The following is a 14,016-nucleotide window of genomic DNA, read 5'->3' on the forward strand; positions in this document are numbered from 1 at the left end:
CCGCTCACCACGCCCTCCGGTCGAGGATGCTCCGAAACCCGAAGCCCGTGGACAGCAGCGACACGGGGGACTGGGCGACCCGCTCGATGCCCTCGATGAGGCGGTGCGCCTCGGGAGTCAGCTGCTCGATGCGTCGGGCGGAGCGGTGGCCCGCGGCGAGGTAGTCCAGGAAGGTCAGCACCACGTCCGTGGGGGCGTTGAGCGCGGCGGCCTTGCGCAGCAGGGCCCAATCGAACTCGGCGACCCGCCGCTGACGGTTCGTCGTCGAGGTCCGCTCCTGGGCGCGCAGCTCGTCCAGCGGCAGGCCCGAGCGCCGGGCGATCTCCTCCCAGGACAGCTCTGCGACCATGGGCCCCGAGGTGCCCGTCCCTTCCTCCGTCCCTCTCTCTGGGTTCTGCACCCGGATGGGGTAGGTGCGGCACACCAGGAGCGTCTTGCGCACCCGCCCGGGCGCGATGCCGGCCTCCGCCAGGCACCCGCTCGCCGTCGTGTCCCGCGAGGTCACGTAGGGGTAGTCCCCATGGTGCAGGCTCAAGCCCGCCCCCTGGGTTCCCTCGACGAGCACCCGGCCTCCCCGCGCGTAGGCGTCCTCCAGCACCTCCCGCGTGGGACGCAGGTAGGGCCCGAGCTCCGGGATGTCCCGGGCGAAGCGCACCGGGAGCCGCGCCGCCGTGCGCAGCACCTTGCGCGCGGCCGCGGCCCCCACGCCTCGTGCTGTCGATGCGATCTGCTGGCGCAAGGACGCCTCCTCGAACGCGACGTCCTCGGGCTCGATGAGGAGTGCCTGGGGGTCGATGAAGAGCCGCCCCGGCTCGAGCCGACAGTCGGCGATCTCCTGCTGAAGTACCGTCAGGTCGAGCGTGGCTCCAGGACCCAGCACCACCCGTGTCCGGGGGGCTACCCGCGTCCCCGAGGGCAGGAGGTGGAAGGTATAGGGAACGCCCTCCTCGTACACGCGATGTCCGGCGTTGGGCCCCCCCACCCGCACGAGGACGTCGTACTCGGGGGCGAGGTAGGCGGCGATCTGGCCCTTGCCCTCGCTGCCATACTGGCCGCCCACCAGCACGTCGACGAGCCGCTCCGCGTCCCGGCCGTACAACCCGAGCAGGGCGGAGACCTGGACGCGCACGGCCTCGGTGGGATGGCGGTGGGTGTCCAACACCAGGTCCGCCCGCGTCGCGAGCGCCTCCACGCCGCGCTCCGTGGTGTCGGCGCGGGCCTCCGCGAACGAGGTGCGCTCGGGATCGGACGCCGCGTGGGCACGCCGCTGGTCGTACCGCGCCGCGAGCTCCGGCTCGGGCGCGGTCAAGTGCACGTGGAGCACCCGGGAGCCCAGGGCCTCTCGCAGGGACTCGACCTGGGCGGCGACACGGACGGAATCCACGACGAGCAGGGATGGGGGCACCTCCGCGCGCTGGAGGAGCTCCTTCACGCTGTCCGCCACCCAGCGCCCGCCCGTCTCCCGATCCAGCGCCGCCCCCGCCTCCTGGAGCGAGCGCCGGTCCTCGCCGCGTCCCTCCAGACGCGCGAGCAACAACGCCCGGGAGCTGACACGGTGCGCTCCGTGGCGCGCGACGAGTCCCTCGGCGAGCGTGGACTTGCCCGCGCCTATCGGACCCGAGATGACCAAAATCCGCTCCCTCGACGACATGCGCACCTCCCCGCTGTCGAAGAAGCTAGGGAAGACGGTGCCGGGGGCCCATACCCCTTTCGGGGGGGGCCGCAGAGGGGAAAAAACGACGGCCGCGGCGCACTCGCGCCTCGGGCCCCGAACAGTTTCCTGAATGCACGGTTCGGCACGACGCCGACCCGTCAGGAGGGGTTCATGGCCACACTGACCTGTCACATCGCCGCCACCCAGCGGCAGCTCGATGATGCGCTGCGCGTGCGCTGGAAAGTCTTCGGCGAGGAGCTGGAGCTGCTCGGACGCACGCCCCATGGCGTGCCTCGGGAGAACAATGGTTTCGACACCCTGGCCACCACCGCGCACGTCATCGTCTACGCGGAGGACGTGCCCGTGGCCACCGCCCGCCTGCTGCTGCCCAACCCCGAGGTGGCCCGCGCCACCGGACACCGGCTGGGCATCGATCTGGAGAGCAAGGTGGACCTCACGGACCTGGCGGGGCCGGGCCTGGTGTTCGCCGAGACCACCCGCTTCTGCATCCTCAAGGACTGGCGCCACTCCGCGGTCCTCATGCGGTTGCACGCCGGGCTCTATCAGGAGAGCCGCCTGCGGGGCGTGACGCACTGGATCGCCTCCGCCAACACGGAGACGGACTCGGCCGAGGACGCGCGCCTCCTCCACCAGGTGGCGGCCCACCAGGGGCTGCTGAGCACCCGGTGGCGCGCGCGGACGCTCGTCTCGCCTCCGTCGCCGGAGGTCCCGACCGCGCCCCTCTACACCCCCGAGGAGCGGGCGCGCGCCCACCAGGGGCACCTGGAGGGCCTGCGCCTGCCCCGGGTGTTGTCGCTCTTCTCCGGCAAGCTGGGCGCGCGGTTCATCGCCGAGCCCCTCTATGACGCGGGCTTCCGCCGCTTCTCCCTGCCCCTGGTCGCGGCGCTCGACGCCACGCCCGCCAGCACCCGGGCGCTGTTCGACAAGCTGACCGCCCGCACCTCGCGCGGCTGAGTCGCGCCCGACTTTTCCCCCCACACCTCTTCACCTCACCACCCACGGTCCCCTTCCCGGGGCCCGAACAGGAGACGTCCATGCACACGCCCACCGAGAACCCCTCCCCGATGAACTGGCTCACCCTGTTGGAGCACGAGGCGCGCACGCTGCTCGCGGAGTTGGACGCGCACCCCGAGGCCCGGCGGCTCTTCGACGGCAGCATCGACAAGGACCGCTACGTCCACTACCTCATCCAGACGTACCACTACGCGCGGTGGAGCACGCCCCTGATGGCCGAGGCGGGGCGGCGCATGAAGCGCCTGAACCCGAACTCCTGGCTGGGGGAGCTGTTGCAGCAGAAGGCCGACGAGGAGCGCGGGCACGAGCGCTGGCTGCTGTCGGACCTGCGGCAACTGGGCTGGTCCGCCGAGCGCGTCGAGCGGCAGATGCCCAACCCCGCGACCACCGCCTACGTGGCGTGGAACCGCTTCACCTCGCGCTGCGGCCGGCCCGAGGCGTTCCTCGGCACGGCCTACGTGCTGGAGTACCTGTCCGTGAGCCGCGCGAGCCAGTCCGTGGAGCGGATGCTCGCGGCGGACACCATCCCCAACATCCGCAAGGCCGTCACCTTCTTGAGGGCGCATGGCCCCACGGATGAGGGGCACGTGGCGGAGCTGACGTCGCTGTTGGGCTCCCTGGAGGAGCCGGAGGCGCGGGACGCGCTGCTCTTGTCCGCGCGCACCACCCGGGTGCTCTACCTGGGGCTCTTCGCCTAGGAGCGTCGGGCCAGGGCGAGCAGCCCGGTCCGGCCCGAGGTCACCCCCAAGCGCTTGAAGGACGCCTCGACGTGGTCCTTCACCGTGCCCTCCTTGATGGCGAGCGCGGTGGCGATGTCCTGGTTGGACAGGCCCTGGGCGATGAGGGTCGCCACCTCGAATTCTCTGGGCGTCAGGATCCGTCGCCACGCCTCGGGGATCGCGTGGAGCTCCTTGAGCCGGAGCTCCCACAGGTCGCGGCCCTCGATGCGCGGCAGTCGGGTGAAGCACACCTCCAGGGAGCTCGTCCCCCGCTCCTCCCGCCACACGAGGGGGGTGGACGTGACCACGGCACTCCCCGCCAGGAACGCGTCCATCCGCTCCTTCCAGGCCCGGGGGATTCCGTCCTCGTCCCGGTCCGAGCGGGAGGGGAACCACCGCTCCAGGAGGGCCGTGACGGCCTCCGTCCGGAAGCCTTCCCGCCGCCGGGCATCCAGCACGATGGCGTGGGCGCCTTCCTGGCGGAGCAGCTCCTCCATCAGCTGACTGTGCGCGGACAGCGCGCCGAAGCGCGCGAAGTTCTGGAACGCCCCGGACAGGGCGGGGGTGAGTTGCTGCAACAGGCGCTGCTTCGTCGCGGAGAAGGCCCGGACGCGGTCGCTGTACAGCGCGACCGCGCCACTGCCCACCTGGTGCTCGGGCACGAGCAGGACCGCGAGCACGTGCCGCAGGCGCAGGTGCGACTCCCGGCTGCGCCGATACGTCTCCGTGTCGTGGAGCTTCTTGCCCCGGAGCATCTCCAGGTCACTCCAGGCGGTGTTGGGATTTTGCGAGAGCGACTGGAAGACGAAGTCGTCCGGGTACCACTGGTGGTAGCTCTGGAGGAAATGGCCCGTGGTGCTCGCCCGCCACTCGAAGCCGGTGGGCAGGTCCGGATGCATCTGGCAGAACGCCACGTGGTCCGCGTCGAACAGCCGCGTCAGGAGCGACTCCGTGCGCTCCTGGAACTGCGCGAGGCTCCGGGACTCGACGAGCCCACACGTCAGGTCGAGCAGTGGCTGCTTCGGCGAACGGCTCATGGCGCGGCGTCTCCCGTGTCAGAGATGGGCCCCCCGGGCCTCGTCCGGTCCGGGACGATAGCGCGCGCCGCTCGACGGGTGGAAGGCATCGGGTCGTCTCACCCGACCTGCCTTCCCGCGTTCTCAGGGACTCCGCGGCCCTAGAGGAGGATGACCACGACCACGACGACCACCACGATGATGCCGCCACACAGCCACCAGCGGCCGTGGCAGTTGATCCCGAGGGTGAGGCCAATGAACCGCTCCGCGGCCTCGGCGTGCTCCTCGGCGAAGAGGGGATCACAGGCGATGCGCGCCTTCGTGCGCTCCAGCATCCGCCGGAAGTAATCCGGGTTCATCGGGCTCACGTCGATCGGCGAGGACAGGCCCTCGACCAGCTTCTCGTGGGAGGGCCGCTCGGCGCGCATCTCGAAGAGCCGCCGCGCTTCCATGTAGAGCGCGCCCTGCAGGATCCGATCGTCCTCCGAGCCGAACTCCACGGGGTAGTGGTTCTTCATGAACTGCTCGAGATCCCGCAGGCCCTCGGCCTCGGGCTGCTCCTCGATGAACTTGCCGATCGACTGTGCCGTCTCCGTGATGAACTCATCCTCCCGCCCGTGCTCCACGGCGGCGCAGGTCTTGGCGGCCGAGGCGGTCCCGGTGAGTCCCAGTCCCGTGGCCAGGGACACGCCCCCCATGACTCCCGTACCCATGAAGAACCTGCGCGACATCGTCATTGAAGCGACTCCCTCTCGGTGGTGGACCCGTGCTGCGGGGTGGCCACAACGGTAAATAACACTTCCAATGAAATCAAGTGCTCACCGTCAGACAGGTCAAAGCCGTAAAGCGGTAAAGAATGACCCAGGTGGCGGGCTCGGCTGGAGTCCATCGGGGCGCTGAAGCGCCGCGTCGCGCCCCACCGCGAGAGCGCCACGCGCGGCGCCGTCCTGGTCGCTTCAGGGGGTGGCGCGGGTCACGGGGCGGGACACCATCCCGCGCAGGCGGCGCAGCAGGCCGAGGAACTCGGCGCGGTCGCTCATGCCGTCCAAGGCGGCCTCGGTGAGGACCTCGGCGGCGGCCAGGTTCCAGCTCTCGGCGTGGGATTCACCCCGGAGGATGTCGGCGGTGCCCGCGACGGCGGCGGCGAAGCGCAGGTTGGCCGAGGCGCGTTGCAGCGAGTCGTGCACCTGGCCCCGCTCCAGGAGGAAGCGCTGCTCGGCGGCCTCGACGCCGCCGGGCCGCTTGGCGCGCACCCGCACCAGGGCCAGGGTCGAGTGCGTGCCGACGAGCTTCACCTCGTAGAGCGCGGTGACGGTATGCCCGGCGCCAATCTCCCCGGCATCCACCTTGTCGTCGCGGAAGTCCTTGTCGGCGAGGTCCCGGTCCTCGTAGCCCATCAGCCGGTAGGTGTTGACGGCGTCGGGGTTGAACTCCACCTGCACCTTCACGTCCTGGGCGATGACCTCCAGCGTGCCCGAGAGCTTGTCCTGGAAGAGGCGGCGCGCCTCGTCCTCGCTGTCGATGTAGTAGGCGTGGCCGTTGCCCTTGGCGGCCAGGCGATCGAGCACACCATCGCGGGAGCCGCCCAGGCCGAAGCCAACGGTGGACAGGGTGACACCCTCCTGTACGTAGCCCCGGATGTTCTCGTACAGCACGCTCGCCGAGGTGCCGTCGAGGTGGGCATCGCCGTCGGTGAGCACGATGACGCGCGAGACGCGGTCGGGGCGGGCGTGCCTCGCCGCGTGCCGGTAGGCGAGCTCCAGACCACTGCCCAGGGTGGCGGATCCCTTGGCGCTCAGCGAGTCGATGGCGGTGAAGAGGGTGTCGCGCTCGGTGGCGGGGGTGGGGGGCAGCACGTCCCGCACGCCGCCCGCGGAGGTGACGAGCGCCACGGTGTCCTGGGGGTTGAGTCCCCGCACCAGCAGCTTCAGGGCCTTCTGGGCGAGCGGCAGCTTGTCCTGACTGGACATGGAGTCACCGGTGTTCACCAGGAAGACGAGGTGGGCGGGCTTGCGCTGCGCGGCGGGGACGACGCGCCCTTGGACGCCCACCTTGATGAGGTGCCAGCCCGGAGTGTACGGCGAGGGCGCGCCCTCCAGGTCCACGTGGAAGTCCCCTTCCTGGGGCGCGGGGTAGCGGTACTGGAAGTAGTTCACCCACTCCGCCACGCGCACCGCGTCGCGCGGCGGCGGGCGGCCCTCGGCCATGGAGCGGCGAAAGAGGGTGTAGGCGGCCGTGTCCACGTCCACCGCGAAGGTGGAGAAGCGGTCATGGCTCACGCAGATGTAGGGGTTGGACGGGGGCTCCTCGTGGGTGCTGCCCGCCCTGCGCGGGGACCCGGGGACGGGCTCGTCGGTGGCCAGGGCCTCGGAGGGCTTGAATCGCTTGCTGGAGTTCCTGCTGAAGTCCTGCAACGGTCTGGGCTCGCGGGGGGGCTGGAACTCCTCTCCCGGCATGCTGGTCGTGGCCAGGCCCATGAACCTGCGGATGTTGTTGCCGAAGAAAAGCAGGGTGACGATCAGCAGGAGCCCGACGAGCAGGAGGCCGCCGAGAATGCGCAGGCTCCACGAGACGTACTTCTTCATTCTCTCGCTTATCCCATGATCCCGCGCGGCCGAGCGTCCGTCATCGGGCGGAGGTCGGTCGTCCGGCGGAGGGGGAGGGCCGCTGAGGTGGCCGTGGCGCACGGGTTCAAGACGTGTGAGCGGGTAGGTCTCGGTCGCACGGTCACGGGAAGCGCACGCCCGAAATCGTCGCCGTTCGTGTGGCTTCCTGATTCCAGAGCTTGAGGGTGCTTGGGCCGGGGGTCGCATTTCCTGGGAGGTCGACTTCGATGAGAACCCGCCCGGTGCTCTTGGGAAGAATGGGCTGGGGTGACCACACCTCGGCGGGCCATTCTCCGGTCGGCGTGACGAGTCGGGCCTGGGTGGGGGTCCAGGGGGTCGAACCGTGATTCGTCAATTGGAGATCCACGGCCAGGCGCATCCTGGGCATGCGCATGCTCCCATCCGCGGCCCGATAGCTGACGGCGTTGCGGACGCGAAATGTCTCGGGTTGACCGATGATGAGGTGGGCTGTGATGGACATGCTGGCGATTCCCGCCGACGAGAGTTGGCCCTGGATGAGCATTCGCATCAGACCTTCATGTCTGTCCTGTTCCTTTGTCGCCAGGAGCAATGCCGTCTGGCATTCCTGGAGCCGCGTGCGGCTCTCCTCGGCTTCTGTGTGAGCGCGATCGGAAGGAGCGAGGCGTCTGGAGACCTCCCACTGCGGCTCCGATTGAGGTGACACCACGAGAACGAGATCGAGCGGGTTGGGCTCGGCCTCGTTCACGAACTGGAGGGTCAAGGTCAGGCGCCTTCCCATCCGCAGTTCACGCGAGGGCAAGAGGGTGAGCAGCAGGCCATCCGCCGACAACGTCACGTGCCGGAAGGATTCTCGCGCCTCCAATACGATTCCGTCCCGAGTGAGGGGGGCGTCGAAGATCAGCAGCAGTCCCCGCCCTGGACTGATGCGTATTTCTCGCGGTGACCGTGACGCTCCGGTGGTCCCGGAGGAACGTGAACCCGTCGAGCTTGTTCCCGCATCGGGCCGAGCTTCCGCCGGTTCAGGTGTGCTTGTCAGCAACAGCCAGGACAGCATCGCGAGCGGGACGGGCATGCAGAGGTGACCTCCTGGGTGGACACCTTATCAGGCACCTCCGACGTCAGTCCTCGAATTCAATCCCGGTGGGCGGTGTACTCGTCGAAGCGAGCCACCGCCATCAGATAGACGGTCGAGACAATCTTGATGGCGCCAGGCTTGCTACCGGCCTCGATGGGCATACCGCGTCGAAAGGGGACCTGATCCCAAATCTCCATGCAGACGGGATAGACCTTTCCGTCCGGGGTTTGGGCCCGCGTATAGCGGCCATAGGCCCGATCCTCCGAGAAATACAGTCGACCCGTGAAGACGGTCTCTTGAGGCAGGTGCTCTCCCCACGCTTCGAGCGCGGCGAGGGGCGCGTCTGGCTGAACGACGACAGGTGCCACGTGGCTCTCGTTCGGAAACGTCGCGAGGTATTTGCCTCCGGGCCCGACTCCCCATTCCCGCATGTAGAGCCAGGCCTCGGGAGGGCACTCCTCTTCAGGGGGCAGGACAGGCCTGGCCGCCTGAGGGGTCGCGCAGGCGAGTTGTCCCAGCGCCCAGGCGGAGATGCAGGCCTGGGTCAGTCGAAAGGTCTTCATGAGCATGTTGTCCTGGGTGGGCGCCGCGTGGGCGCTGTGCGTGGGGTGACCTTCGGGTGGCTCGCTCGACGTGGTCACCTCCGACGTCGAGACGAGAACGGTCAGGGCGAGAAGCAGCAGCATGAGGCCCATTCCGAGCAGAACGGGCCGGGTGATGCGTCGCGCGGGCGGGGGTGCTTCGTGCCCGCCCGCGTCCGTGGAGGCCTCCTCCCGGGGCCGGGGCGCGCCTCGCCGGGCGTGGCGCCGCGCGTAGTCCCGCAGGCGCAGGGCCTTGTCCCTCCGGTCTCCCGGCGTGAGCGGCCCGTCCTGGGGCGTGGTGGCGGTGTCGGGGGACCACGGCTGGCACAGGGGCGCGTCCCACGTCGGGTCCGCCGCCCGCTCCAGGGCCTCCAGGGCCGTGTCCAGGGCGCCAGCGTCGGGGAGGCGCGCGTCGAGCGCCTTGTCCAGCAGGCGCAGACACAGCTCGCCCAGCGCCCGGGGCGCGCGCGGGTTGCGCACATGGGGCGGCTCGGGCGTCTCCTGGAGGATCCGGTCCGCGAGGCCGCCCTCGTCCTCCAGGGCCGAGCGGGGCTCGAAGGGGTAGCTGTGCGTGAGCAGCCAGTAGAGCAGCACGCCCAGCGCCCACAGGTCATCCGAGGGCCGCGCCGGGGAGAACTCGCCCACGTGCTCGCGGCGGAAGCGCAGGGCCTCGGGGCTGCGGTAGTACGGCGTGCCGGGCAGGGCGAGGGGATGGGTGATGTGCGGCGCCCCGAGGTACGTGCCCACCCCGAAGTCCACCAGCACCGCCCCGCCATCCACGTCCCGCACGAGCACGTTGGACGCCTTCACGTCCCGGTGCACCACGCCCGCGCGGTGGATGTACCGCACCTGCCGCGCGAGCTCGCGCATCACCCGCGCCACCGCGCGCGCCGAGGGGTTCTCCTCCCGAGCCCAGGCCTCCAGCGGACGACCCCTCACGTAGGGCAGGACCAGGAAGAGGTGAGTGGGGTGGTCCGCGGGCCATTGGCCATGGCCGAGCACGCATGCCGACCCCAGGCGCCGCAGCCGCAGCCCCACCTCCAGCTCCCGCCAGGGCCACCCGCCGCGCGCCAGGGGGAGGAACTTGAGCGCGTAGAGCCGGCCCGCGCGCCGGGCCCGGTACACCGTGCCCTGGCCACCCGCGCCCAGCCGGGCCTCCAGCCGGTAGCCGTCCACGTGCTCGCCGAGCGCGGGCGGCGTCGCGTCCTCCAGCCCCGGTGGGGGCCGCTCGGTCCTCCACCGCCGGGGCGCCCCGTGCGGTTGTCCTGCCTCGTTCATGGACGTGACCTCCGACGTGGTTCACTGTAACAGAACCCCGGGCGTCACGTCCTCGGATTTCCGCGCTCAGGGGCCCCGGCGCAGGCGGCGCATGTCCACGAGGATGTCGTACTGGCGACGCTCGGGCGCCACGCGGCCCGTGGCGAAGCGGTACAGGCGGCTCACGTCGCGCTCCTGGGGGAAGCGCTCGCGCACCACCGCCTTCCACATCTCCTTGGCCACCCACTCGGCGTCCACGGACACCGAGCCGAACTCGTCCAGGTAGCGCTGAGGCGCCGAGGTGTCCGACTGGAGCGCGGTGAGCACGAAGACGCGCGGGCGCGCCGAGGGCACCACCTGCCGGGCGCCTTCCTCCATCAGCGCGAGCTCCCGGCCCTGGGGCTCGACGAACAGCTCCAGCGTCTGGCGGTGCGCGAGCCACGCGCTCACCGCCACGAGCCCCGCGAGCACGCCCGAGGCCACGCGCGGTCCCCTCCCGGGCCAGCACGCCCCGAGGTTCACGAGCGAGGCGGCGAAGAAGACGCCGCACACGCCGGTGAGGGCGAAGAGGGTGCGGTAGGTGGGCCAGCGCTCGCCGGCGAGGAAGCTGATGGAGCAGGCCGTACCCGACAGCAACACCAGGCCCAGCAACCACCGGCCGCTGGCGGCGAGGCCTTCGCGACGGCCCTCCAGCGCGACGCCCCCGGCCACGAGCACCAGGCTCACCCCCACCATGAGCGGATAGCCCACGGGGGGCGCGCCCGTGGTGCGGTTGAGCGCGCCCAGGGCGAGGCCGTTGGGGAGGACGTGGGTGACGACCCACACGGCCTTGTCCCAGAAGTGCCGCTCGAAGGTGAGCCGCGGCGAGGGCGTCATCCAGCCCGAGCGGAAGGCCACCTGGGTGGTGACGTACGCGAGGCCGAGGCCCAGGGCGAGCAGGCCCAGGTGCCGCGCGAGCCAGCGTCCCGTCTCCGGGAGCGACGTGTCGCGCCGGGCCACGAGCGCCGCGGCCACCAGCACGGCGTAGACGAGGCCGCTGACCTGATAGGTGAGCGTCGCCGCCGCGAGGCCCAGCACCGTGAACGGCCAGCGGCGCGGGGCGAGCGCGAAGGCTCCGGCGCCCAGCAGCATCGCCACCGTGTGCGGCCAGCAGATGCCCCAGCTCACGATGACCTGCGCGGACGGCGTGAGCGGCAGGAAGGCGGCGAACAGGGCCGCGGGGCCCCAGGCCCAGCCCTCGCGCACGAGCAGGAGGAAGACGGCCACGGCGAGCAGGCCCAGGCCCGTCACGGCGAGCAGGCGCAGCTCGGAGAGGTCCCCGATGCTGTCCGCGCCGCGCAGGGACGCCTCCAGCAAGAGTCCGTACAGGGGCCGCCCGAAGGTGGAGCACACGCGGACGATCTTCCCCGGCTCCTCCAGCGCCTCGCGCAGGATGGCGTAGTCGTCGCGCATGCCGTAGCGGCGGAAGATGGCGCTCCAGTAGGTGAGCCAGGGCAGGGCGAACAGCAGCGCGGCCGCGCCCCCCAGGAGCGCGCCGCGGCGGGGGAGGGTGTCCATGTCAGGTCTCCTCCACCACCTGCCAGCCCTTCTGCCCGAGGCTGCCCATCAGCTCCTCGATGTGGGGGCGCCCGCGCGTCTCGAGCGTCACCTCCACCGCCACCTCGCCCAGGCCCGCCTTGGAGAAGGCGCGGTTGTGGTAGATCTCCACCACGTTGGCGCCCTGCTGGGCGATCTCCGCCGTGAGCCTCGCGAGCATGCCCGGCCGGTCCGGCATGCGCACGATGAGGCGCACGAGCCGGCCGCCCTTGACGAGGCCGCGCTCGATGATGCGGCTGACCAGGTTGACGTCGATGTTGCCGCCGGACAGCAGCACCACCACCTTGCGGCCCCGCGCCGCGGGCAGCTTGCCGTTGATGAGCGCCGCGAGCCCCACCGCGCCCGCGCCCTCGGACACCGTCTTCTCGCGCTCGAGCAAGAGGAGGATGGCGTTGGCGATCTCCTCCTCGTCCACGGTGAGGATGTCGTCCACGTAGCGCTGGATCATCCCGAAGGTGTAGTCCCCGGGGCGCTTGACGGCGATGCCGTCCGCGATGGTGGTGCCCGAGGCCACCTCGGTGAGCGCGCCCGCGTCCACCGACGCCTTCATGCTCGCGATGCTCGAGGCCTGCACGCCGATGATCTTGATGCGCGGGTTGGTCTCCTTGAGGGCGCACGCCACGCCGGAGATGAGCCCGCCGCCGCCCACGGGCACCAGCACGAAGTCCATCTGCGGGCACTGCTCGAGCAGCTCCAGGCCGATGCTGCCCTGGCCCGCGATGACGCGGGGATCGTTGAAGGGGTGCACGAAGACGCGGTTGTCGCGCTCCTGCAGGCGCACCGCCTCGGCGAAGGCCTCGTCGAAGTTGGCCCCGTGCAGCACCACCTGCGCGCCGTAGCTGCGCGTGCGTGTCACCTTGATGATGGGCGTGCGCTCGGGCATCACGATGATGCTGGACACCCCCCGGCGACCCGCGTGGTAGGCGAGCCCCTGGGCGTGGTTGCCCGCCGAGGCGGCGATGACGCCGCGGGCCTTCTCCTCGGCGGAGAGCGACAGGAGCGTGTTGAGCGCGCCGCGCTCCTTGAACGCCCCGGTGAGCTGGAGGTTCTCCAGCTTGAAGTACAGCGCCGAGCAGTCCGTCAAATCCTTGAAGTGCTCGGAGCGCGGGCAGGGGGTGCGGTGGATGGAGTCGGCGATGCGCTGCTGCGCGGCCTCGATGTCCTGGAGCGTCACCATGGGCGTGTGGGCGCCCCATAACCGAAGCCCGGCCCGCGCGAAAGAGGCGGGCGGGCGGGCGGTCGCGGCGGGTCAGATTCCGCGCAGCACCGTGGCCTTGCCCACCCGGCCAATGGCGAGAATGTACGCCGCGGTACGGAGGGTCACCTTGCGCGAGCGCGCCAGCTGCGCCACCCGGTCGTACGCCTCCTTCATCGTCCGCTCGAGCTCGGCGTTCACCCGCTCCTCCTCCCAGGAGAGGTGCTGCAGGTTCTGCACCCACTCGTAGTAGCTGACGGTGACACCGCCCGCGTTGGCGAGGATGTCCGGCACCACGAGCACGCCGCGCTTCTCCAAAATCTCGTCCGCCTCGGGCTCGGTAGGGCCGTTGGCGCCCTCGATGACGAGCCGGGCGCGCACCTGGCCCGCGTTGTTGCGGTTCAAAGCACCGCCGATGGCCGCCGGGATGAGCACGTCGCAGTCCGAGGCGAGCACGTCCTCGTTGGAGCAGGCTTGGCCGCCGCCGAAGCCGGTGACGGTGCCGGTGCGCTTGACGTGCTCGAAGAGGCCGGGGACGTCCAGGCCCTGGGGGTTGTAGACGCCGCCGTACACGTCCGACACGGCGATGATGACGCCGCCGTCCTGCCAGAGCAGCTGGGCGGTGTGGCTGCCCACGTTGCCAAAGCCCTGGAGGGAAAAGCGCGTGCCGCGCATGGGCATGCCGGTGTCCCGGAGGATTTCCCGGGTGATGTAGAGCAGGCCGCGGCCGGCGGCGGCGTCCCGGCCGCGGGTGCCGTAGAGCTCGGGGGGCTTGCCGGTGACGATGGCGGGCGAGTGCCCGTGGAAGCGCGAGTACTGGTCCATCATCCACGCCATCACCTGGGGGTTGGTGTTGACGTCCGGGCCGGCGATGTCACGCGTGGGGCCGATGAGGTCCTGCACCTGGTCCACGTACTTGCGCGTGAGCCGCTCCATCTCCTTGAGCGACAGCTGGGTGGGGTCCACCGCGATGCCGCCCTTGGCGCCGCCGTAGGGCAGGTTCACCACGGCCGTCTTCCACGTCATCAGCGAGGCGAGCGTGACGCACTCCTCCTGGGTGATGGAGGGGTGGAAGCGCAGGCCGCCCTTCATGGGGCCGCGGCTGTTGTCGTGCTGGATGCGGTAGCCGTGGAAGGTGCGGATCTCCCCCGTGTCCAGCTCGATGGACACCTGCACCTTCACCTCGCGCAGGGGCGTGGCGAGCAGGGTCTCGATGCGCTCGCCCACGTCCATGATGCGCGCGGCCTTGCGGAAGTAGTGTTGGATTCCCTCGATGGCGGGCGGCATGGGCGGGTGGTCC

At 70.7% G+C, this 14,016-nt stretch carries 11 protein-coding genes; 2 read left to right on the plus strand and 9 right to left on the minus strand.

What is annotated here, in order from left to right:
* Positions 1-4: 4 nt before the first annotated feature.
* Positions 5-1,651, minus strand: a complete 1,647-nt coding sequence (locus I3V78_RS10740) for an adenylosuccinate synthetase (RefSeq protein ID WP_204486777.1) — start codon at positions 1,649-1,651, stop codon at positions 5-7.
* Positions 1,652-1,825: 174 nt separating this feature from the next.
* On the opposite strand from I3V78_RS10740, the gene I3V78_RS10745 reads away from it, so the two are divergent.
* Positions 1,826-2,629 (plus strand): GNAT family N-acetyltransferase, encoded by an 804-nt coding sequence (locus I3V78_RS10745; protein WP_204486779.1) that lies wholly within the window; start codon positions 1,826-1,828, stop codon positions 2,627-2,629.
* A gap of 80 nt (positions 2,630-2,709) precedes the next feature.
* On the plus strand, positions 2,710-3,387 hold the full coding sequence (locus tag I3V78_RS10750; RefSeq protein ID WP_204486781.1) for an iron-containing redox enzyme family protein: 678 nt from the start codon (positions 2,710-2,712) through the stop codon (positions 3,385-3,387).
* On the opposite strand, the gene I3V78_RS10755 is transcribed toward I3V78_RS10750, so the two are convergent.
* The 8 genes from I3V78_RS10755 to I3V78_RS10790 form a co-directional block, all read right to left on the minus strand.
* On the minus strand, positions 3,384-4,445 hold the full coding sequence (locus I3V78_RS10755; protein ID WP_204486783.1) for a helix-turn-helix transcriptional regulator: 1,062 nt from the start codon (positions 4,443-4,445) through the stop codon (positions 3,384-3,386). The two genes, I3V78_RS10750 and I3V78_RS10755, sit on opposite strands and share 4 nt — an antisense overlap.
* 140 nt (positions 4,446-4,585) lie before the next feature.
* Positions 4,586-5,137 carry a hypothetical protein gene (locus I3V78_RS10760; RefSeq protein ID WP_204486785.1) on the minus strand — a complete coding sequence of 184 codons (552 nt, stop codon included), beginning with the start codon at positions 5,135-5,137 and terminating at the stop codon, positions 4,586-4,588.
* Positions 5,138-5,380: 243 nt separating this feature from the next.
* A complete protein-coding gene (locus tag I3V78_RS10765; protein ID WP_204486787.1) occupies positions 5,381-7,009 on the minus strand; it encodes a vWA domain-containing protein in 1,629 nt (542 codons plus the stop codon).
* A 142-nt stretch (positions 7,010-7,151) separates the two neighbouring features.
* Positions 7,152-8,084, minus strand: a complete 933-nt coding sequence (locus I3V78_RS10770; protein WP_204486790.1) for a DUF2381 family protein — start codon at positions 8,082-8,084, stop codon at positions 7,152-7,154.
* Between the two features lie 59 nt (positions 8,085-8,143).
* On the minus strand, positions 8,144-9,946 hold the full coding sequence (locus I3V78_RS10775; RefSeq protein WP_204486792.1) for a serine/threonine-protein kinase: 1,803 nt from the start codon (positions 9,944-9,946) through the stop codon (positions 8,144-8,146).
* Between the two features lie 66 nt (positions 9,947-10,012).
* On the minus strand, positions 10,013-11,482 hold the full coding sequence (locus I3V78_RS10780; protein WP_204486794.1) for a hypothetical protein: 1,470 nt from the start codon (positions 11,480-11,482) through the stop codon (positions 10,013-10,015).
* A 1-nt stretch (position 11,483) separates the two neighbouring features.
* Positions 11,484-12,698 carry a threonine ammonia-lyase gene (gene ilvA, locus I3V78_RS10785; RefSeq protein ID WP_204486796.1) on the minus strand — a complete coding sequence of 405 codons (1,215 nt, stop codon included), beginning with the start codon at positions 12,696-12,698 and terminating at the stop codon, positions 11,484-11,486.
* Between the two features lie 72 nt (positions 12,699-12,770).
* Positions 12,771-14,003 (minus strand): Glu/Leu/Phe/Val family dehydrogenase, encoded by a 1,233-nt coding sequence (locus I3V78_RS10790; protein ID WP_204486798.1) that lies wholly within the window; start codon positions 14,001-14,003, stop codon positions 12,771-12,773.
* Positions 14,004-14,016 lie beyond the last annotated feature (13 nt).

It is taken from the genome of Archangium primigenium (assembly GCF_016904885.1).
In the GTDB taxonomy this organism is placed as follows: domain Bacteria; phylum Myxococcota; class Myxococcia; order Myxococcales; family Myxococcaceae; genus Cystobacter; species Cystobacter primigenius.